Origin of the sequence: Providencia sp. PROV003 (assembly GCF_045040775.1) — a bacterium.
GTDB lineage: Bacteria > Pseudomonadota > Gammaproteobacteria > Enterobacterales > Enterobacteriaceae > Providencia > Providencia huashanensis.
Genome location: NZ_CP096369.1, coordinates 2,891,309 through 2,912,285 on the forward strand (window position 1 = coordinate 2,891,309; position 20,977 = coordinate 2,912,285).

Sequence of the window (20,977 nt, forward strand, 5' to 3'; positions counted from 1 at the left end):
TAGCAATGTGAGCGTATGACACTCAGTACGTTTACAGGAATGGTTTAATGAATAATAAAACAATAATTATGGTAGCTGGTATTATTGCCACTAGCTACCAAGGGGTTGCTTTAGCTGAAAATACGCAGCAGAAAAATAATGTGGTTAATTTTAGCCAGTTAAAAGTTTCGGGTGCGCAGAAACAAACCCCGCTCGTCAAAGCATTAGAAAAACCCGGTGCTTACAATGCGGTTGGTACGGAAAATAAATTACAGTCGATGGACAAAATTATCCGCACGATGCCCGGTACTTATACCCAAATGGATGGCAGCCAAGGAACGGTGAATGTTAATCTCCGTGGTCTGAGTGGTTTTGGGCGCGTGAATATGATGGTTGATGGTATCACGCAGAGTTATTATGGAATTTCCCCGAGTCAATATACACATGGACAACAACCAAATAATGATTTTGGCGCTTTAATTGATCCAAATTTTATTGTTGAAATTGAAGTAGAAAAAGGGCAATTAAATGGAGGAAATAGTGTTAACGCTTTAGTAGGGAGCGCAAATTTCCGCACTATCGGTATTGATGATGTGATTTTTAAAGATAATTTATATGGGCTCCGTAGTAAAGCTAGTTGGGGAGATAATGGTCTCGGTTATAATGGAATGGTGGCGGTTGCAGGGAAAACATTATTACAAGATGATGGTTATTTTGGCGGCTTAATTGCAGTTAGTGGCCATAATATTCCTGGTAGTTATAAAAATGGTGATGGGTTTGATAGTGACGAGTTTGCCACTGATTCCACTTTCAAACAAAAGCCCCAATCGCAATTAGCCAAATTGAAATATAAACCTAATGACAGCCATGAATTAGAATTCAGTGGTCGTTTCTTACAAAATAAGCTCACGAGAAGAAAAATTAATAGTGAAGATTATTATATTAAATATAAATATACGCCGCTGAATGAGTTAATTGATGTTGAGGTTTTAGCGAGCCATGGTAAAAACGACCAACAATTTGAAGGTGACTCATTAGGTTGGGCATTAAGGCAAGGTAAGTCTAAAAATATTGGCGATGGACTTAATCTTTCTAATACAAGTCGGTTTTCATATGGTGATGTTGATTTTCAATGGAAAGTAGGTTCTAAGTTATCTAAAACGAAATATGAGCGCGAGGTTAGTTCTGTTATTGACCAAGATACGTTGAACTATAACCCATTCTCGCCAAGTGGGTCGTTAGATCTTGCGAGCGCCTATACACAACTAGAAGCAAAGTATGGTATCTATACAGCAATTTTTGATTTGAACTATATGAATTACCACTTAAAAGGTTTCAAACCTGCATGTGGCGATCAAGATTTTTGTTTTCCACAAGAAGCCGCGACTTTAAATTTACGGGGTAATGGTTTTAACCCCGGAGTTTTATTATCAGCAGAAATTATTCCTGAATTCCAGCCATTTGTTAGTTATGCGCATTCAATGAGAGCACCGAATACGCAAGAGGTTTTTTATTCTCAAGAAGGTGGTAATTCAATGAACCCATTCTTAAAAGAAGAGAAATCACAGACATGGCAAGTTGGTTTTAATAGCTTTAAACCGGATTTAATTTTTGAAGGTGACCAGTTTAATATGAAGGCATTATGGTTCCATACAAAAATTAAAGACTATATTACGAGTAAGCCTTATTTACTTTGTCGCCCAAGATCAAATGCTGAACTGGCTTGGTGTTTGATGAATGATGATGTATGGGACAAAGAATTCCCAGAATTTATGCGTAAAAGCTATATGTATGTCAATGAGCCTCATGATGTTAATCTACGTGGCTATGAATTACAGGCTAATTATGATGCAGGTATAGTTTATTCAACATTATCCTATACCAAAGAAACTGGGGATCAACCTAACTCCATAGCTAAGGTTGCTGATTTTAGTGCGGGAGATTTCACTGAGCTTCCTGATTATTATGTGACCTTGGATTCAGGTGTGCGTTTATTGGATGAAAAATTAACCGTAGGTACAACTATTACATGGACCGGCCCTTCAAAACGAATTGGTGTAGAGTCTATCGTTGATAACGATGGAAATGCACTAAAAGATAAGTATGAAAAACAACCTACAATCATTGATTTATATACAGACTATGAAGTTAATAAAAACGTTAAATTGATGATGACGATTAATAATGTAACGAATAAAAATTATTCGGATGCACTAAATCGTGCAAATTCTACCGCTATTATGGAAGAACGCGGTAAAAACAATGCAACAGCTAGAGGGCGTACTTATATGATTGGCGGACAGGTGCGTTTCTAATCAACGTATCAGTTTAATACCACTTATCTCGTTATTTTTATCGAGATAAGTGGATAAAATAATCATTTCGATACTCTTTTGGCTTTAACCTTTTCAATATGGGTAACTTGGCTTTCAACCCAGCCATCATTAAGGCGAGTTTTCAGTGGTTGGCCGATTTTCACTTGGCTGGTTTTTTTCAACACTGTACCTTTAGCGGTTTCACTGATACTAAACCCGCGAGCTAAGGTAGCTAATGGGCTAACCGCTTCCATTTTTGAACAAGCTACTGCGAAACGTTGGCGGTAACTATTAACCAAACTCGTGACCATATTCTGCAAATGATACTGTGTCTGCTGCAACTGTCGCTGCTGTTTTTGCAATTGAGGGCGCAAATCATTTTGCAGTAAACGGCGATTAACTTTTTCGAATTTAACCGTTGAATTTTGTAGTTGTCGAGTCATCGACTGCGCCAGTTTTTGTTGCAATAAATTAAGCTGGTTATGTTGCCTTGCCAAACGCAATTGCGGGTGCTGTTGCTGTAAACGATGATGTAAACGAGCAAACCTTTGTTGTTGACCCGCCACGTAATAATCCATTGCCATTTCAAGATGTTGCTGTGCTGATTTTATCTGGCGTAGCATCTCTAATTGGTTACGGCTGACTAACTCTGCTGCGGCAGAAGGCGTTGGTGCTCGAACATCGGCAACATAATCCGCAATCGTCACGTCAGTTTCATGACCAATAGCACTAATTATAGGCAGTTGGCTAGCAAAAATAGCCCTAGCAACGATTTCTTCATTAAAGGCCCACAAATCTTCAAGTGAACCACCACCGCGACCAACGATTAATACATCGCATTCCTGACGCAAATTTGCCAGCTCAATCATTCTCGCAATTTGGGCTGGTGCCAATTCACCTTGAACCGCTGTAGGGTAAATGATAATTGGCAGTGAAGGGTCACGACGGCGTAAAATGTTTAAAATATCATGTAATGCAGCCCCGGTTGCCGAAGTGATAATACCGACGCATTTAGCTGGGCTAGGCAAAGTTTTTTTATAGGTGGCATCAAACAAGCCTTGCGCATTCAGAGTTTGCTTTAAAAGCTCAAAGCGTTGTTGTAACAAGCCTTCGCCAGCAGGTTGCATGCTTTCGATGATCAATTGGTAATCACCGCGAGGCTCATACAAAGTCACGGTAGCCTTGACTAAAACTTGTTGGCCATTTTGTGGGCGAAATGTAACACGCGCATTTTGCCCACGAAACATCGCTGCACGAACTTGTGCACGGTCATCCTTCAAGGTCAAATACCAATGACCTGAACTTGGCTGCGAAAAATTAGAAATTTCAGCAGTTAGCCAAATACGGCCCATTTGGTTATCAAGAAGTTCGCGAACCGCTTGGTTTAGTTTACTAACTGAGTAAATAGCACTATTTTGTGATGTCGACATGTGAGCTAGATCAAATTTTAAAACAAGGACTTAATTGATAGATACTAACGTAGCCATTGGAGTTATCAAGTTTTTTTTCAAAAAAAGGCTGGAAGCAACCGATTACGGTGTGTATAATTCCGCGGCAATATTTTATACCTTTCCATAACGCTGCCTGGTGGGATATTGCCTATGTTACGCATTAAAAAAGAAGCACTAACTTTCGACGACGTTTTACTCGTTCCTGCACACTCAACGGTATTGCCAAATACTGCAGATTTATCAACTCAACTGACTGCAAACATCCGCCTAAACATTCCTATGCTTTCTGCAGCCATGGACACCGTTACTGAATCTGATCTTGCAATCGCGCTAGCTCAAGAAGGCGGTATCGGTTTTATCCACAAAAACATGACCATCGAGCGCCAAGCGGAAGAAGTCCGCCGTGTGAAAAAACATGAAAGTGGCGTCGTGACAGACCCTGTTACGGTGACGCCAGATACAACAATTCGTCAGGTACAAGAGTTGTCTGAACGCAATGGTTTCGCAGGTTACCCTGTGGTAGCTAAAGACAATTCATTAGTGGGGATTATTACTGGCCGTGATGTCCGTTTCGTCACTGACCTTGACCAGCCAGTTACTGCGGTAATGACGCCGAAAGAGCGTTTAGTTACTGTGAAAGAAGGCGAAGCGCGTGAAGTCGTGTTACAAAAAATGCATGAAAAACGTGTAGAAAAAGCCTTAGTGATTGATGATAACTTTCATTTGTTAGGGATGATCACCGTTAAAGATTTCCAAAAAGCAGAACGTAAGCCTAATGCTTGTAAGGACGAACAGGGGCGTTTACGTGTTGGCGCAGCCGTTGGTGCCGGAGCAGGTAACGAAGAGCGTGTTGACGCGCTGGTTGCTGCTGGCGTTGATGTATTATTGATTGACTCATCTCATGGTCACTCTGAAGGTGTATTACAGCGTATTCGTGAAACGCGTCAAAAATACCCAGAATTACAAATTATTGGTGGTAACGTTGCGACAGCCGAAGGTGCAAAAGCATTGGCAGAGGCAGGCGTTAGTGCTGTAAAAGTAGGGATTGGCCCAGGTTCTATTTGTACTACACGTATTGTTACTGGTGTTGGGGTTCCTCAAATCACTGCTATTGCAGAAGCGGCAGAGGCATTGGCTGGCACTGGTATCCCTGTGATTGCAGATGGGGGAATTCGTTTTTCTGGTGATATTTCTAAAGCGATTGCCGCTGGGGCAGCTTGTGTCATGGTTGGCTCTATGTTTGCGGGGACTGAAGAATCGCCAGGAGAAACTATTTTATTCCAAGGTCGTACCTATAAAGCATACCGTGGTATGGGTTCATTAGGAGCTATGTCTAAAGGTTCTTCAGACCGTTATTTCCAATCTGATAATGCGGCTGACAAACTTGTCCCTGAGGGGATTGAAGGCCGTGTGGCGTATAAAGGCCGCTTAAAAGAAATTATTCATCAACAAATGGGCGGGCTACGCTCCTGTATGGGGCTGACAGGTTGTGGTACTATTGATGCGTTAAGAACAAAAGCAGAATTTGTTCGTATTAGTGGTGCTGGTATCCAAGAAAGCCACGTTCATGACGTTACTATCACAAAAGAATCTCCGAACTACCGTTTGGGGCAATAATCGATAACGTTTCAGGGTGGTGCGGTTAATTAATACGCACCACCGATTTTATTTTTGACTTGAATTTTTGGAATTCTCCTCAAATGACAACAAATATCCATAAGCATCGCATTCTTATCCTTGACTTCGGTTCGCAATATACACAGCTGATTGCCCGTCGTATCCGTGAAATTGGCGTTTATTGTGAACTCTGGGCGTGGGACGTTACAGAAGAGCAAATTCGAGAATTTAATCCAAATGGTATTATTCTTTCTGGTGGGCCAGAAAGCACCACGGAATCAGATAGCCCACGCGCTCCTGACTACGTGTTCAATGCAGGCGTACCTGTATTAGGTATTTGCTATGGCATGCAAACAATGTCAATGCAATTAGGTGGCGCAGTTGAGGTTTCAGGCGAGCGTGAATTCGGCTATGCAAATGTAGAAGTTACTGAGCAATGTGAACTGTTCCGTGATATTCATGATTCATTGAATGAAGCTGGCAAGCCTGTTTTAGATGTGTGGATGAGTCATGGAGATAAAGTGACTGCGATTCCAGCGGACTTCAAAACGATCGCAAGCACACCAAGCTGCCCATATGCCATCATGGCAAATGAGGAAAAAAGGTTCTATGGGGTTCAATTCCACCCAGAAGTTACTCACACACACCAAGGTTTAAATATCTTAAAACGTTTTGTAAAAGATATTTGCCAATGTGAGGCACTATGGACACCAGCGGCAATTATAGAAGACACGGTTGCGCGCTTGAAAGAGCAAATCGGCGATGATCATGTATTGCTGGCACTTTCAGGTGGCGTTGATTCATCAGTAACGGCTCTGTTATTAAACCGTGCAATTGGCAAGCGTTTGACCTGCGTATTCGTTGATAACGGCTTATTACGTTTAAATGAAGCAGACCAAGTGATGGAAATGTTCGAGGGTAAATTTGACTTGAACATCATTCATGCTAAAGCTGAAGATCGTTTCTTAAGTGCATTAGCAGGGATCAGCGATCCTGAAGCTAAACGTAAGAAAATTGGCCATGTATTTATCGAGGTATTCGATGAAGAGTCATCGAAGCTTCCTAACATTAAATGGCTAGCACAAGGGACAATTTACCCTGATGTTATTGAATCCGCCGCTTCAGCGACAGGTAAGGCACACGTTATCAAATCACACCATAACGTAGGTGGTTTACCGGATGACATGAAGTTAGGTTTGGTTGAGCCGTTAAAAGAACTGTTTAAAGATGAAGTACGTAAAATCGGTCTTGAACTGGGCCTGCCATACGACATGTTATATCGCCATCCATTCCCAGGACCAGGCTTAGGCGTTCGTGTACTCGGCGAAGTTAAGAAAGAATATTGTGATTTACTACGCCGCGCAGATGCTATCTTTATTGAAGAACTGCATAAGGCAGATTTATACCATAAAGTTAGCCAAGCATTTACCGTGTTTTTACCTGTTCGCTCCGTCGGTGTGATGGGAGATGGTCGTAAATACGATTGGGTTGTTTCTCTGCGTGCTGTTGAGACTATTGACTTTATGACCGCTCATTGGGCGCATTTACCATATGATTTCTTAGGCCGTGTATCAAACCGCATTATCAATGAAATTAGCGGTATTTCTAGGGTCGTATATGATATTAGTGGTAAACCACCAGCAACAATTGAGTGGGAGTGAGGCTATTATTTAGCCTATTGTTTTATTTGATTTAGTGAGTGCCATTGATGATATTGACTGCATTATCAATGGCATTTTTTATGGTTTAAGGCCGACGCTGAACCGAAGATATAGCAAATACCATGTGACCGTATCAGCAAATGCCATGGTATCGACAACCGGGTGCATTGCAGCGCTGTGCTGATGCCATCGATGCTCGCTTTGATCAGAACCGCTCTCTCGACCTATGCCCCAGATCGTTAAATATGCGCCAGAGGAGCACCTCGTGATAGAAATTGTGAACAAGACAGCCGCCACTCGGAATCGAAGTATCCATATAGGTGAATAAAGTTTGCGGAAAATACGCTGAGAAAATAGAAAAGCGTCAATGAAGGGACATAGGAATGGCGATTAACGGAGAGAACGGTGTTAGTGCAGTCACCGTGGATGAACTACTCAAGCAAGGCCTTCGGATACCGAACTATCAACGCCCATACAGTTGGGATGTATCGACTGCTCTACAACTGGTGGATGATATCAGCGAAGCTCTTCGAGATACCGAACGAAAAGATATTCCCTATGTTTTGGGTGCAATCATTCTTCACGATGATGGTGAGTATCTCAATGTAGTCGACGGGCAGCAGCGCCTGCTGACTTTGCGAATGATTCTTGCGGCCTTAGATCCGATAAATCATCAAATTTCGATGTCTGGTAACAGCGAAACCCCTGTCTCCCTAGTTTGGATAGAGCTTCAAAGGCGCCTGTCGCAGTTGGAAGATAAAAAAGAGTTTTTGGATTTTATCTGTCACAAATGTCAGTTGGTGCGTATTGTGACGGACGATATTGATGAGGCATTTCGTGTCTTTGATTCCCAGAACTATCGCGGCAAACCGCTTGCCCCTCACGACTTGCTCAAAGCACACCACCTGCGCGAAATGCACGATGAGTCCGCAGCTATGAAAGTGGCTGTCGTTGAGGCTTGGGAAGCCGTAAACGATGAGGATCTGGACAGGCTTTTTTCTACTTTTTTATACCGGATATCCAAGTGGTCACGAGGCGAAAGCTCGCTCGAATTTACTATTCGGGACATCGGCATGTTCAAGGGCATTTCATCACGATCCCACAGGTCATTTTCGCCAAATCTGCGATATCACCTTGCAGCACAAGCCGCTATGCCACTTCTAAGTGCATGGTCGGTATCCTCTACACATGATGCACGAAATGCCGGGCGCAGCCGCTTTCAGCTTGATGCCCCGATAATCGCAGGACGCTCATTTTTCGAGATGGTGACATTCATGCTTGACGAATTGAAGATACTGGAACAAGAGGTTATTGACAGAGGTTTCAAAAACTTTGGCCCATCTCAAAGTCGCTACCGCTACGTGTACGAATTGTTCATTGCCGCGCTGCTTTGCTATACAAACAAGTTTGGCGATGAAGATGTAGATGAAGTGCGAAATAGGTTATTCGCATGGGCATATGCCTTGCGGGTCGAGTTACTTCGTGTGCAATTTGTATCTGCTGACAACCGAGCGCGAGGTAAAAACGATGCAAATAAATCGCCTTTTGTTTTGCTACGTAACGCGATGACTGGAAGTGTTGTCCGCAAACTTCCAATAGCAAGTAAGCCATACAGCGATAACCACGAAAAGGAACTCGTTGCTTTTATCAAGGGGCTGCAATGAGCAAGAAGGAGTTGAAACCTGAACTGTTAACAGTAGGCAAGTTATTCACTGACAATTATCTGATTCCTATTTATCAACGGAACTATGCTTGGTGGGCCGAACAGATTGAGCAACTTATTAGCGATATTCAAGACTCGGTAGTAGGGGGCCAGGACAACTATTTTCTTGGGAACCTTGTTGTAATCAAGCGGGGTAGAGAGGATGAGTTCGAGGTCATAGATGGACAACAACGACTTACAACCCTCTATCTGCTTCTGACCTTCCTGGAGCAAGACGGTGAGGGTGAGAAGCCGTCGGTTGGCCATGCAGGCCACTTGCAATATGAGTCGCGCGCACGGGCAACTGAGGCCCTGCTGCGAGTAGCACAGGAGGCGGCTAAGGAGCACGTTCGACCGCAGGGCTCCACGAGTAATGCAGATGCTGGCATTCATGAAGGCTACAGCATCATCAATCAGTTCTTCAAACAAAATGAAAACCTTAATCGCTCACGCGAAAAATTCTCCGATTTCTTGCTAACGAAGGTGACTGTCGTCCGTGCCTCGCTGCCACCCAATACCGACCTCAATCGCTACTTCGAGATCATGAACACTCGTGGGCAGCAACTCAAGCAGGTTGATATTGTTAAGGCTCGCCTGATGAGCAAACTGCCCAATCAATATGAACGCGAATGCTTTGCGTGGGTTTGGGATTCCTGTGCTGACATGGATTCTTATGTCCAGATGTCTCTGACCCGTGGTGACACAAGTTTGCGAAACAAAGTATTTGGTGATGAATGGTCCTGGCTGGAGGTGACCAGCTTCGCTTCGCTAATGGAAAGTCGTCCGCAATCCGGCATTAATTCATCAAGGCAATCCTCCGAAGGGGTATCGTTGTCCTTGGATGAGGCGTTGTCAAAATACGCTAAAGAGCTCGAGTCAAATTCCACTGAAGACGAGGGCAACGAGCGGTTTCGTTCGACTATTGAGTTTCCGGCCTTTCTGCTACACGTTCTAAGAATTATGAAAGGCGATGAGGTCGAAGACGAAGGCCTGCTTGACGACAAGCGCCTCATCAAGTCATTTGACGACGCCGTAAATAATGTACCCGATGCTAAAGCCGATTGGGTGCGTAGTTTTGCATTTATGCTTCTCAAGTGCCGCAACCTCTTCGATGGCTTCATCTTGAAGCGTCAATTCACGGCAAACATCGGTGACGATGGCGATTGGTCTCTCCAGCGACTGAAAAAAGGAGGCGGGGACAAGAAGCCAACCCCGACGTACATCCATGTTTTCTCGGCCAGCAATGGAAGCTTAGAGGAGGACGGGAGTGCTGACCCACATACCCGAGATGTATTGCTGCTTCAGTCCATGCTTCGGATTACCTACACTTCTCCGCGAACGATGCACTGGATTACCAAAGTTCTTCGCTGGCTCTCCGTTAAAGCCCCTCGAGACGTGAAACATGCGGATCTTGCCGATTTGTTGAAGGGATATGCCCGCAGCAAGGTTAAAGAGACATTCTCCTTTGAGAAAGATCAGCAACCACAAGGGTTTGGTATCAGCCGTATCGTCTTTTCGTATCTCGACTATCTTCTGTTGAGTGACTCCTCAAAACGAGATTTCAAATTTCAGTTCAGAACTTCCATTGAGCACTTCTATCCACAGCATCCTGACAAAGAACAGTCGGGCGCGGTTGTTTCAGGTTCTAGCCTTAACCTGCTTGGCAACCTCGCGCTCGTAAGCGTCAGCGCGAACTCAAAATTCAGCAATAGCCTCCCCAGAGCGAAGGCCGAAAACTTCAAGGATACAATTGAACTTCAAAGTCCCAAGCTCAAGAGAATGGCGGAAATCACCCGAAATACAAACTGGGACGATCAGCAGATAACAGCACATCATGAAGCGATGGTGACATTGCTTCGTGATGATGTAAGTCTGGTGGAGGCAAGCGGAAGATCCAACCCAGGGCGTTGACTTCTTTGAATAACCGCTTTTGGACGAATATCCTTTGTGGTGTGCAAGTTGTCAGTCTAAAAGCGTTTTGCGTCGGGCGACACGATCAGTACAGTCTCCAAGTTTTCTTACCATGGTATTTTGTATGGTATCGACATGCAGAGATAATGCTATTTTATTGATTTTATAGTGTTTTAAGACAGCATTAATCATCGAGTGGGAATAATCCTGCAATAAGAATTAGCTGGCACTGACTAGCAAAATAACGATTTAAGCCCATGTAAAAGTGGGCTTTTTTGTTTTTATAGCTTGCCGTATCTGGCACTGATTAGCAGCGTCAAGCACAAGTTGAATGGGGTATTAAAGTTGGTATTATCGCAAGCAGATGCCATTAATGGCAGATAAGAGTCGTTCACCTTTGGTCGCTATGGCGTTGGGGGTATCACTATGGCAAAAGCCCGTGAGTGACTTGGTGAAGCCAAGTGGATGGTCGCCGATGGAAAGTCGCCAGCGAAGGAGAAGGCCCGCAACAGTGACTCATTGCGCGTGAGATTGTACTCCAGATATACCGGTAGGCTACTGAGCGAGGCTAGAAGGTTGAGAACCTAGCAGAGTTGGTAAGGCCAGTAAGTATTGCTAGGTTTGAGCAGAGAGATCGAACTCTGACGCCTGAATAAATCAGGGTCATGTACCACTAGGCTGAAACTGGCCGAACGATGCCGGAGGACTTTAAGCAAGCCTTGGACACCATTCGGTATGCGATACCGAGCTAATTGCTACGAAGAAAGACGGTCACGGACCGCCTATAATCTACAGAGGGCTAATCAATCTCTCCAATTACAAAGTTAAAAAATACACATTTTTGCAAAGTAGAACAAAGTTAGCGCAAAACAATCATAGGTATTTCTGTTTGCTCAATCATTTCCATTGTATTACTACCTAAAAATATACTTGCTAATTTAGAGTGAGAAAAAGCACCCATCACAAGCATATTAACACCACTGCTTTCTTTGTACTTCATTAAAGCATCAAAAATTTTCCCTTCTAATAAACTAGCTTTCACCTCAAAGCCGCTATTAGTTAATAACTCTTTCGTTTGCTGGAATTTTTTTTCTATGTTTGGTGCGCTATTTTTTACAGTGACTAAATGGCAGGTCAAATCATGTAACAGCCCACCTTCAATAATACGTTGCACGGCTTGGTCCGCAGTTTCTCTGCCATCATAAGCAAGCATAAAGCTTCTAGGTGTTTTAAATGACTGATTCGCAATTAGTATTGGTGTGTGGACTCTACGAATAATTTGTTCAATATGAGAGCCAAGTGTCTTGAAATCTCCAGCATGTTGTTGACCAGACTTCCCAATAATAATGAGTCTTGCATCATTTTCAAGAGCACAAATGGCTTCAACAATACCACTGTGACGCTGTGTTTTTTCAACATCATGGCAACCGTTGGCAACCAAAAGAGCCTTGGAGTGTGCCAAGATTTCCTTACCAAGGGATAAAGCAACTTTACTGCGTTGTTCGTCTAAAGCGGCCATTTCATTGAGAAGTGAAGAGCGGGCGCCAAGGCCAATGGCTCCACTTAAATCTTCTGTAGCTGGTGAGTGATTTTTTTCAATAGCATGCAGTAGCAAAACAGGTTTATTCAACTGTTTAGCAGACCAACAAGCGGCTGCACATACCTGATCAGAAACCGCAGAGCCATCAATACAGGTAATTATCTTATTCATAAGTTTCTCCTTAGTGGCCTGCCATTAATTTTTCAACTTCCTTTGGATCGTTATGGACGCCAAATTTATCAACAATAGTTTCTGTCGCCTCACTCATTCCAATAATTTCAACTGTCGCACCTTCCCGCCTAAACTTAATAACGACTTTGTCTAAAGACGACACGGCAGTAATATCCCAAAAATGCGCTTGGGTTAAGTCAATGGTTACCTTATCAACCGCTTTTTTAAAATCAAAGGAATCAATGAACTGTTCAGATGAGGCAAAGAAAATCTGACCAACCACACGATAAGTACGTGAAGCATCATCAGTTTGCGCTGTTTTAACTACCATGAAGCGACCAATTTTGTTTGCAAAGAATAACGTTGCCAATAAAACACCAACGAAGACACCAATCGCTAGGTTATGTGTTGCCACCACAACAATAACGGTCGTGATCATGACGATATTGGTTGATAATGGATGCTTTTTTAAGTCTTTAATTGATGACCATGAGAAGGTTCCGATTGAAACCATGATCATAACGGCCACCAGCGCCGCCATCGGGATCTGTTTTATCCATTCATCCAAGAATACAACAAGGATAAGTAAAAATAGGCCCGCACTAAAGGTAGATAGTCGCCCACGACCGCCAGATTTTACGTTGATAATAGACTGCCCTATCATGGCACAACCAGCCATACCACCGAGTAATCCAGAGCCAATGTTGGCAATACCTTGACCTTTACATTCACGGTTTCGGTCACTTTGAGTATCCGTCAAATCATCAACAATCGTGGCTGTCATCATTGACTCTAATAAACCTACAATGGCAAGACCTAAGGAATAAGGAAGGATAATCATCAACGTGTCGAAATTTAGTGGCACATCAGGCCATAGAAAAATAGGAAGCGTGTCCGGTAATTCCCCCATGTCACCAACGGTTCGGATATCCAAACCTACGATCATCGCAAATGCGGTGAGAACAACAATACATACTAAGGGTGAAGGGAGAGCTTTGCCGATAATCGGGATATATGGAAATAAATAGATGATAGCTAAACCTATCGCCGTCATAGCATACACATGCCAAGTGACATTGGTAAGCTCAGGCAATTGAGCCATAAAAATTAAAATAGCAAGCGCATTAACAAAACCTGTTACGACAGAACGAGATACAAAACGCATTAGGCTCCCTAACTTAAGGTAACCAGCAACTATTTGGATCAAACCGGTGAGCAATGTTGCAGCAAGCAAATACTCAAGACCATGCTCTTTTACCAACGTAACCATGAGTAATGCCATTGCGCCTGTTGCAGCGGAGATCATACCCGGGCGACCACCCACAAACGCTATAACAACTGCAATACAAAATGAAGCGTAAAGACCCACTTTGGGGTCAACACCTGCGATGATGGAAAATGCAATCGCTTCAGGTATTAGCGCTAAGGCAACAACAGTACCTGCTAAGAGGTCTCCCTTGATGTTGGAAAACCATTCAAGTTTCATTTTTTCGAGCATAGATAGCCTTATAAACTGAGAGACAATGCAGGCATACAAAATTAAATCGCAACAACGATTAACTTCATGCGCAGATTGCCATATTTTTTACTAGGGGTGAATTTGTTCGACCAAAGACCTGCCATTGGTGGATACGGCATAAAGTGAGTCACGTTGATAAATGTGACTTTAGAGGAGAGTCAGGCGCCTAGGGTGGCGTAATATGCAAAACGAGTTCCTTTCTATAAGAGTTTAGATTATAAAAATAACTATTCATGATACCGTAGATAATCTGTAGTGGCAACTTAAGGGGGCCCTATACACATAATCAGGCCACTACCAGTTGAGTTTCTGGGGAGCTTAGTAAGAGAAAGCCAACGGAGTATCCCACCGGTTCGCTAAGCGCTCCAGATAGCCATAACGATTTTTTTATTTTTATCGTTTTTAATTACGAGTAATAGTAGATAATTTTGACGGTATTATTGACGGTATCACAGAGCATAGAGTAGGGTTAATTTTGAAAGACGATAATGTCAGTATTCAATTAACTTAATTTGTGGCTACCCTAAGGTTTAAATGTGAAAAAAGTTTTAGTTGCAGGTGCTACAGGCTATTTGGGGCAATATCTCGTTGCAGAATTAAAAAAACAAGGTTATTGGGTCAGAGCGCTTGTCAGGAGACAAAACCAACAAGGGTTGGTGGCTAGTGCCGATCATATCTATGTTGGGGAAGTGACGGAACCGAACACACTGCATGGTGTTACTGAGGGAATAGACGTCGTTATTAGTGCGGTTGGAATAACCCGACAAAAAGATGGTTTGACCTATATGGATGTTGATTATCAAGGTAATATCAACCTATTAGATGAAGCAATAGCTGATGAGGTAAAGCAATTTGTTTATGTTTCAGCTATCGATGGCGATAAAAACCGACACTTAAAGATATTTGAAGCAAAAGAACGTTTTGCGGATGAACTCAAACAATCTTCTCTTTCTTCTATTATCGTTCGTCCCAACGGCTACTTTAGTGATATGGGTGATTTTTTGAAGATGGCAGCTTCTGGGCGAGTTTATTTGTTCGGTGATGGTCATGTGCAAATTAACCCAATTTCGGGTAAAGATTTGGCTGAATTTATCGTTAAGGCCCTTAATCAGGGGCAAGTAAGGCAGGAACTATCCGTGGGAGGGCCTGAAGTGCTTTCTCTAAATGATATTGCCAATTGTGCAGCCCAAGCCTTAGGACAAGATATCAAAATTAGCTATCTCCCTGACTGGGTTCGTAGGGGAAGTATTTTTGCAGTTCGGCATTTCACGCCGCAAAAGTTTTATGGCCCAATTGAATTTTTTCTGACATTTATGGGGGAAAGCCACTTAGGTGAACCTGTAGGAGGTGATCGACTCGAAGATTTTTATCGTAACGAAGTTAACATGCTGAAAAAAAGTAGATAACTGACTTGAAATATCTAGTTCGCTGGGTCAATAGGGAAAAGGGAAATAAGCAGGGATCAATATTACAGTTCAATAATAACGCCTGCGGCGATAAAGACGAGTACAAGAGTCGTAATCGCGACATAAACATAATCTCGGTCACGTATAAAAAAGGCTAGCATTAAAATAACGCGTAATACAGGCAAAAGAATAAACAATGCAATGCCCGCACTCACAATGTCAGAGCCATGTAGTGGAAGTAGGGATGTGCCCCAAAATGGTTTTAAAGCGGTTAAGGCTACACCAATGGCAATCAAGGTTGTCGCTAACCATGTTCCGTAGTGAAGTAACAGAGCGATGACTTGGTCCCGTAATTCTAAATACCCTTTCTCAGACTTCATAGTGTCCCAGCAAAAATGTGTATATCAAAAGCGCTCATAAGCATTTGAAATGCTAAAAACGCCAGAATGATGACAAAAAAGATACGCAATTTATCGGCAGGTAGCCCTATAAGTAAGCGTGCTCCGATAATTGAGCCAATAACTGAACCTAAGGCGATAGGGCCAGCAACATTAATGTCAATATCCCCTCGAACAAAATAAGCCCCTGCACTGGCTGCTGCTGTCACCCCAATCATGAAATTGGATGTAGCGCTTGAAACTTTAATGGGAAGACGCAAGGCGCTATCCATGGCAGGTATTTTGAGTACACCAGAGCCAATTCCTAATAATGCCGAAATCAACCCCGCCCCGTACATGAATATCATCCCAAGAGGAACACGACTGACGTAATAGGGGACTTCCTGCCTAGATTGGCTTTCTGGAAAACTGGAATGTAAGCGTAAGGTTGTAGCCCAGCGAGTTTGATTAATTGGAGTAGCAGCAATGACTTCATATCGGCGAGTTAACATCTGTTTAGCTGAAATTGTGAGGATCATGGCAAAGAGGCCATACAGTACAGGGGGTGATATGAGCCCAATTAACAACACCCCTGTCAAGGCACCAAATGTAGTGGCTGTTTCAAGTACAATGGCTAGACGGGTATTGGTTAGGCGATTTTTGAGAAACTGACCTGCACTACCACATGAACACGCTATGACGGAGACCAGGCTTGCTCCAATGGCGATGTGGATTTCTACACCAAAAATTTGCGTGAGAATTGGCACAATAAAAATGCCACTTGCCATCCCCAGTATTCCACCAAGCGCACTTGCTGCACAAGCCGCGATAAACAGTAATAGAGCGTCCATTATTTAGGCTTTCGGTGAGGTGCGTGGACGACGAGTTAAACGCGTGGCGAAGCTAATCAGATCACCGCGATAGTAGAGCTTTTCATAATCAATGGGCTGGTGGCCTGTGGTATAGGATGTTCGTTCGATTAAAAAGATAGCACTACCTGTATCAATATTGAGAGCAAGAGCGACATTAGAAGGGGCTGTAATAGCTGCAAGGCGATATTCTGCCTCAGTTAATGGGATAGCGTATTTATCTTCGAGTAGAGAAAAGATGGGTTCAGCATCTAAATCGTGTGTGATAATTTTTTCTCCAATTTCTTGAGGGAGATAGGTTTCATCGAAAGACATGGCGATGCCATCGGCAAGGCGGACACGCTGGAGCCGCATTACGGCACTTCCAGATAAGATGCCAAGTTGCTCAGCTACATGTGTATCGGCAGATACGATTTGCTTGTCTAATAGGCGAGCCGTTGGGATACGACCAAGGGCTTGCATATCCTCAACAAACCCAGTCAACTCAGTGAGTTCTTGGTTGATTTTAGGCATGGTCACAAAGGTCCCTTTACCACGCCGGATTTCAATTTGTTCGCGCAATACAAGGTTCTCAATCGCCTTGCGTACTGTTGTGCGGCTTGCATTAAACCTTTCTATTAGGCGATCTTCGGGAGGCAATTGGCTGCCTGGGGGGTATATACCATTGGAAATATCAGCCGCGAGAGCTGATTCGATTTTTGCGTAAAGCGGTAAATGTTCAGGATTAATATTCATATCATCATCATGACATCATGATGTCCCTATGTCAATGTTGTCTATGAGGTGACGAATGTAATTAAAAATAGCCCTATAGAGCCCCAATAATGGGCGAATATGATATGCAAGATAGCCATGTGGTAAGCATTAAATAAGCTGCTATCAAGCCACCAAGAAATAAGCCAAATGGATGGTAACAGTGTAATAAATATAAGTAATGGGTTGGGGAGGATTAGGTGCGATAAGAAACATTGATTATGTTTATGCGTACAACGTGACTTTTTATGCATTAAAAGTGAATTATTACTTGTTCAAATTATTCAAATTGATATTATCACGGTGAAATGTATTTATGCAGGTCAACGTCCCCAAAATGAGAACAACAACGGATTGGGGTGAATATCACTATAGTTAAGGAATAATTTGTGGCTTTTCGTTTAAAATATCTTGCATTACTACCGCTATTTGTTGCTACGACAGCATGCCAACAACCGTTTAATACTAATGCTAATGATGTAGCAACACCTGTAGTACAAACCCAATCCGTAGTGGTTAATAACTCATGGATTGAAATCTCACGAAGCGCATTAGAATTTAATGTGCAAAAAGTTCAAGCTCTATTAGGCGATAAATCCTCTCTTTGCGCGGTATTGAAAGGGGATGCTTACGGTCATGACCTTTCATTAGTTACCCCCATTATGATTGAAAACAATGTTCAATGTATTGGTGTAACAAACAACCAAGAATTAAAAACAGTGAGAGACTTAGGTTTTAAAGGCCGTTTAATGCGAGTGAGAAATGCGACTGAGCAGGAAATGGCACAAGCGACACAATATGACACGGAAGAACTCATTGGTAATTTAGCAATGGCGCAACGTTTGAATGCGATTGCAAAACAACAAAATAAAATCATTCCTATTCATTTAGCGCTAAATTCGGCAGGGATGTCCCGTAATGGGCTCGAAGTAAGCCATGCCGCTGGTTTGAATGAAGCGAAGCAGATTTCAGAATTACCGCAATTAAAAATCGTGGGAATTATGTCTCACTATCCAGAGGAAGATGAAGCTCAAATCCGTAAAGATCTTGCAAAATTCAAGAAAGGATCACAACAAGTCTTGGCGGTAACTGGAATAAAGCGTGAAGATGTGATGCTGCATGTGGCGAATACTTATGCAACTATTACTGTCCCCGAGTCGTGGCTAGATATGGTGCGTGTAGGAGGGATCTTTTATGGTGACACCGTTGCAACGAACGACTATAAACGCGTAATGACGCTTAAATCAAATATTGCTGCGGTGAATCATTACCCTAAAGGAAATACTGTGGGTTATGACAGAACTTATACTTTGAAACGAGATTCTGTTTTGGCCAATATTCCTGTTGGTTATGCTGATGGCTACCGTCGAGTATTTAGTAATACTGGTCATGCATTGATCAATGGCCAAACTGTTCCTGTGTTAGGAAAAACATCAATGAATACCGTTATGGTGGATGTTACTGATTTAAAACAAGTCAGCCCAGGTGATGAAGTCGTATTTTTTGGTAAACAAGGGAATGCCGAGATAACGGCTGAAGAAGTTGAAGATATCAGTGGCGCACTTTTTACAGAGATGTCGATCCTGTGGGGCGCAACAAATAAACGTGTTTTAGTCGACTAGTTTTAATCTCGAAATATTCAACTTGAACCCGCGATTATCGCGGGTTTTTGCATATTAAATACGATTCCAGATAAAGTGCAATGTATTGTTATAAGTTTATAAAGTATAGGTCTATAAAGTGCTGTTTAGCTTAATTAGTATCGAAACCTTAACCTTGATATGTTAGCTTGAATAAGTCGTTATAAGTGATAAAGCAAATAGAAGAATTAGAAGGATATTATATTATGTATCAAGTTGATTTACATGCGCACACCATTGCCAGCACCCATGCATATAGTACGGTGAGTGAATATTTTACGGAAGCGGCAAGCCGTGGTGTAAAGCTATTTGCGATCACAGACCATGGACCTGAAATGCAAGATGCCCCTCATGAATGGCATTTTGGTAATATGCCTATCTTACCTCGGATTGTTGATGGTGTTGGTTTACTGTATGGTATTGAAGCTAATATAAAAAATAAGCTGGGTGAGACAGACTGTAATGAAAAAATAGCACGTCATCTGGATATTATATTAGCGGGTTTTCATGAGCCGGTATTAGAGCCCCAAAGTTTAGCTGATAATACAGAAGCCATGATTGCAACGATCCGCAGTGGTAAAGTGCAAATCATTACGCACCCTGGAAACCCTAAGTACCCCATCGATATTAAAGCGGTTGCTCAAGCGGCGAAAGAAAGTAATGTTGCTTTAGAAATGAATAACTCATCATTTCTCCATTCCCGAGCGGGTAGTCAAAAGAACTGTTTAGAAATTGCAAAAGCGGTTAAAGACAGTGGAGGTTGGGTTTCGCTGGGGTCTGACTCTCACTTTTCAGGTTACTTAGGTCGTTTTGACCGTGTCATTGAAATGCTGGACTCTATTGATTTCCCACAATCTCAGATCCTGAATGTAACACCACGTCGTGTGCTTGATTTTCTTGAATCTCATGGGCGTAAACCAATCCCTGAATTTGCTGATTTCTAAGTATATTGCTTAGGATATTCTGCAATAAGAATGAAAGCCGCTCAGTCAGATATGAGTCCGGCTTTTATTTTTAGTTCTGCATTAGGTGAAGAATATAATATCAGTTTAATGATAATAAATTAAAAGCAGAGAAAAAAGAGAGCAAAGAAAAATCTGCGCAGGCGGGTAAGCCTGTAAAATAATTTAATGGAATATCGTTAACGTCACGGTGTCATGGGAAATAATTCTATGGCGCTGCATGATGGCTGATTGGTATACTGCTCATTATTTTTAAATCAGTGATGTTTATGAACTATCAATGCCCCCTTTGTTTTAAACCCCTTCAAAAAGTACAAAATAGCTTTCGTTGTGAAGCTAACCACCAGTTTGATTGTGCAAAAGAAGGTTATGTTAATTTATTACCTGTGCAACATAAACGTTCAAAAGACCCCGGTGATAGCGCAGAGATGATGCAGGCTCGTAGGCAGTTTCTTGATGCGGGGCATTATCACCTGATGCGTGACAAAGTTTCAGAAAAAATAGCCCAATTTATTCCGTCATCAAATATGAGTTTGCTAGATATTGGTTGTGGGGAAGGGTATTACACTGATTATTTTGCACAAGAACTGAAAAAGCAAGACGAGCAAGCCACGGTCTTTGGGTTAGATGTGTCTAAAGCGGCAATCCGTTACGCGGCTAAGCGTTATAAATCAGTACATTTTTGTGTGGGGACTAGCCACCGATTACCTTTTGCGGATACAAGTTTCGGTAGTATTGTCCGAATTTATGCACCATGCAAAGGGGAAGAATTAAGCCGTATCTTAATATCTAAGGGGACTCTAATTACCGTCACTCCAGCAGCAGAACATCTGCAAGAATTAAAAGCATTGATTTATGATGAAGTGAAATTGCATCCTGTTAAAGAAGAAAATCTACCTAATTTTGTTCTATTAGACGAAACACGGTTAAATTATAAAATGTCACTGGCAGGCAGCGAAGCTTATGAATTGCTAGCAATGACGCCATTTGCTTGGCGTGCGTCTGAAGAAGTTAAGCAAGGTTTATTATTATCTAATGTGAAGAATTATACTGCTGATTTCTTGATCCGGGTTTACCAATATCAGGGTGAGTAGAACGCTTAAA

General features: G+C 42.5%; 15 protein-coding genes and 1 pseudogene. 10 read left to right on the forward strand and 6 right to left on the reverse strand.

Annotated features, from left to right (window positions below):
- Nucleotides 1-47 precede the first annotated feature (47 nt).
- A complete protein-coding gene (locus M1F14_RS13210) occupies nucleotides 48-2,294 on the forward strand; it encodes a TonB-dependent receptor domain-containing protein (RefSeq protein WP_181468512.1) in 2,247 nt (748 codons plus the stop codon).
- Between the two features lie 62 nt (nucleotides 2,295-2,356).
- On the opposite strand, the gene xseA is transcribed toward M1F14_RS13210, so the two are convergent.
- Nucleotides 2,357-3,724, reverse strand: a complete 1,368-nt coding sequence (gene xseA, locus M1F14_RS13215; RefSeq protein ID WP_181468511.1) for an exodeoxyribonuclease VII large subunit — start codon at nucleotides 3,722-3,724, stop codon at nucleotides 2,357-2,359.
- A gap of 171 nt (nucleotides 3,725-3,895) precedes the next feature.
- Here xseA and guaB point away from each other — a divergent pair, with 171 nt between their 5' ends.
- The 5 genes and pseudogenes from guaB to M1F14_RS13240 all read left to right on the forward strand — a co-directional run.
- Nucleotides 3,896-5,362: an IMP dehydrogenase gene (gene guaB, locus M1F14_RS13220; protein WP_042843566.1), complete on the forward strand. Its 1,467-nt coding sequence runs from the start codon at nucleotides 3,896-3,898 to the stop codon at nucleotides 5,360-5,362.
- An 83-nt stretch (nucleotides 5,363-5,445) separates the two neighbouring features.
- Nucleotides 5,446-7,023: a glutamine-hydrolyzing GMP synthase gene (gene guaA, locus M1F14_RS13225; RefSeq protein WP_042843567.1), complete on the forward strand. Its 1,578-nt coding sequence runs from the start codon at nucleotides 5,446-5,448 to the stop codon at nucleotides 7,021-7,023.
- Between the two features lie 383 nt (nucleotides 7,024-7,406).
- A complete protein-coding gene (locus M1F14_RS13230; RefSeq protein WP_042843568.1) occupies nucleotides 7,407-8,687 on the forward strand; it encodes a DUF262 domain-containing protein in 1,281 nt (426 codons plus the stop codon).
- The gene (locus M1F14_RS13235; protein WP_042843569.1) at nucleotides 8,684-10,636 is read left to right on the forward strand and encodes a DUF262 domain-containing protein; all 1,953 of its coding nucleotides are present in this window, start codon (nucleotides 8,684-8,686) and stop codon (nucleotides 10,634-10,636) included. The genes M1F14_RS13230 and M1F14_RS13235 overlap by 4 nt, the downstream gene beginning before the upstream one ends.
- 384 nt (nucleotides 10,637-11,020) lie before the next feature.
- Nucleotides 11,021-11,289: pseudogene (locus M1F14_RS13240) on the forward strand (integrase); the annotation flags it as partial.
- Nucleotides 11,290-11,495: 206 nt separating this feature from the next.
- Here the strand turns inward: M1F14_RS13240 and M1F14_RS13245 are convergent.
- Together M1F14_RS13245 and M1F14_RS13250 are read right to left on the reverse strand one after the other, a co-directional pair.
- Nucleotides 11,496-12,347 carry a universal stress protein gene (locus M1F14_RS13245; RefSeq protein ID WP_042843571.1) on the reverse strand — a complete coding sequence of 284 codons (852 nt, stop codon included), beginning with the start codon at nucleotides 12,345-12,347 and terminating at the stop codon, nucleotides 11,496-11,498.
- Nucleotides 12,348-12,357: 10 nt separating this feature from the next.
- The gene (locus M1F14_RS13250) at nucleotides 12,358-13,845 is read right to left on the reverse strand and encodes a SulP family inorganic anion transporter (RefSeq protein WP_042843572.1); all 1,488 of its coding nucleotides are present in this window, start codon (nucleotides 13,843-13,845) and stop codon (nucleotides 12,358-12,360) included.
- A 557-nt stretch (nucleotides 13,846-14,402) separates the two neighbouring features.
- Here M1F14_RS13250 and M1F14_RS13255 point away from each other — a divergent pair.
- Nucleotides 14,403-15,272: an SDR family oxidoreductase gene (locus tag M1F14_RS13255; protein WP_181468510.1), complete on the forward strand. Its 870-nt coding sequence runs from the start codon at nucleotides 14,403-14,405 to the stop codon at nucleotides 15,270-15,272.
- A 62-nt stretch (nucleotides 15,273-15,334) separates the two neighbouring features.
- On the opposite strand, the gene M1F14_RS13260 is transcribed toward M1F14_RS13255, so the two are convergent.
- The 3 genes from M1F14_RS13260 to M1F14_RS13270 are packed head-to-tail and all read right to left on the reverse strand — an operon-like array spanning nucleotide 15,335 to nucleotide 17,253.
- Complete coding sequence (locus tag M1F14_RS13260; protein WP_181468509.1) at nucleotides 15,335-15,652, reverse strand: DUF1634 domain-containing protein; 318 nt, start codon at nucleotides 15,650-15,652, stop codon at nucleotides 15,335-15,337.
- Nucleotides 15,649-16,500 carry a sulfite exporter TauE/SafE family protein gene (locus M1F14_RS13265; protein ID WP_042843575.1) on the reverse strand — a complete coding sequence of 284 codons (852 nt, stop codon included), beginning with the start codon at nucleotides 16,498-16,500 and terminating at the stop codon, nucleotides 15,649-15,651. The genes M1F14_RS13260 and M1F14_RS13265 overlap by 4 nt, the downstream gene beginning before the upstream one ends.
- A 3-nt stretch (nucleotides 16,501-16,503) precedes the next feature.
- A complete protein-coding gene (locus M1F14_RS13270) occupies nucleotides 16,504-17,253 on the reverse strand; it encodes a GntR family transcriptional regulator (protein WP_181468508.1) in 750 nt (249 codons plus the stop codon).
- Between the two features lie 407 nt (nucleotides 17,254-17,660).
- Between M1F14_RS13270 and alr the strand changes: the two genes are divergently transcribed.
- The 3 genes from alr to rlmA all read left to right on the forward strand — a co-directional run bounded on the left by alr (nucleotide 17,661) and on the right by rlmA (nucleotide 20,967).
- Nucleotides 17,661-18,893, forward strand: coding sequence for an alanine racemase (gene alr, locus M1F14_RS13275; RefSeq protein ID WP_181468507.1), 1,233 nt, complete (start codon nucleotides 17,661-17,663; stop codon nucleotides 18,891-18,893).
- A 224-nt stretch (nucleotides 18,894-19,117) separates the two neighbouring features.
- On the forward strand, nucleotides 19,118-19,855 hold the full coding sequence (locus tag M1F14_RS13280; protein ID WP_042843578.1) for a phosphatase: 738 nt from the start codon (nucleotides 19,118-19,120) through the stop codon (nucleotides 19,853-19,855).
- A 287-nt stretch (nucleotides 19,856-20,142) separates the two neighbouring features.
- Nucleotides 20,143-20,967 carry a 23S rRNA (guanine(745)-N(1))-methyltransferase gene (gene rlmA, locus M1F14_RS13285; RefSeq protein ID WP_042844319.1) on the forward strand — a complete coding sequence of 275 codons (825 nt, stop codon included), beginning with the start codon at nucleotides 20,143-20,145 and terminating at the stop codon, nucleotides 20,965-20,967.
- The last annotated feature ends 10 nt before the right edge of the window (nucleotides 20,968-20,977 follow it).

Bases quoted from the DNA above. Each gene is read 5' to 3' on its own strand.
- M1F14_RS13250 (WP_042843572.1), bottom strand. From the start codon at position 13,845: ATGCTCGAAAAAATGAAACTTGAATGGTTTTCCAACATCAAGGGAGAC.
- M1F14_RS13265 (WP_042843575.1), bottom strand. From the start codon at position 16,500: ATGGACGCTCTATTACTGTTTATCGCGGCTTGTGCAGCAAGTGCGCTT.
- xseA (WP_181468511.1), bottom strand. From the start codon at position 3,724: ATGTCGACATCACAAAATAGTGCTATTTACTCAGTTAGTAAACTAAAC.
- M1F14_RS13235 (WP_042843569.1), top strand. From the start codon at position 8,684: ATGAGCAAGAAGGAGTTGAAACCTGAACTGTTAACAGTAGGCAAGTTA.
- guaA (WP_042843567.1), top strand. From the start codon at position 5,446: ATGACAACAAATATCCATAAGCATCGCATTCTTATCCTTGACTTCGGT.
- guaB (WP_042843566.1), top strand. From the start codon at position 3,896: ATGTTACGCATTAAAAAAGAAGCACTAACTTTCGACGACGTTTTACTC.
- M1F14_RS13210 (WP_181468512.1), top strand. From the start codon at position 48: ATGAATAATAAAACAATAATTATGGTAGCTGGTATTATTGCCACTAGC.
- M1F14_RS13280 (WP_042843578.1), top strand. From the start codon at position 19,118: ATGTATCAAGTTGATTTACATGCGCACACCATTGCCAGCACCCATGCA.
- M1F14_RS13260 (WP_181468509.1), bottom strand. From the start codon at position 15,652: ATGAAGTCTGAGAAAGGGTATTTAGAATTACGGGACCAAGTCATCGCT.
- M1F14_RS13245 (WP_042843571.1), bottom strand. From the start codon at position 12,347: ATGAATAAGATAATTACCTGTATTGATGGCTCTGCGGTTTCTGATCAG.
- rlmA (WP_042844319.1), top strand. From the start codon at position 20,143: ATGAACTATCAATGCCCCCTTTGTTTTAAACCCCTTCAAAAAGTACAA.
- M1F14_RS13230 (WP_042843568.1), top strand. From the start codon at position 7,407: ATGGCGATTAACGGAGAGAACGGTGTTAGTGCAGTCACCGTGGATGAA.
- M1F14_RS13270 (WP_181468508.1), bottom strand. From the start codon at position 17,253: ATGAATATTAATCCTGAACATTTACCGCTTTACGCAAAAATCGAATCA.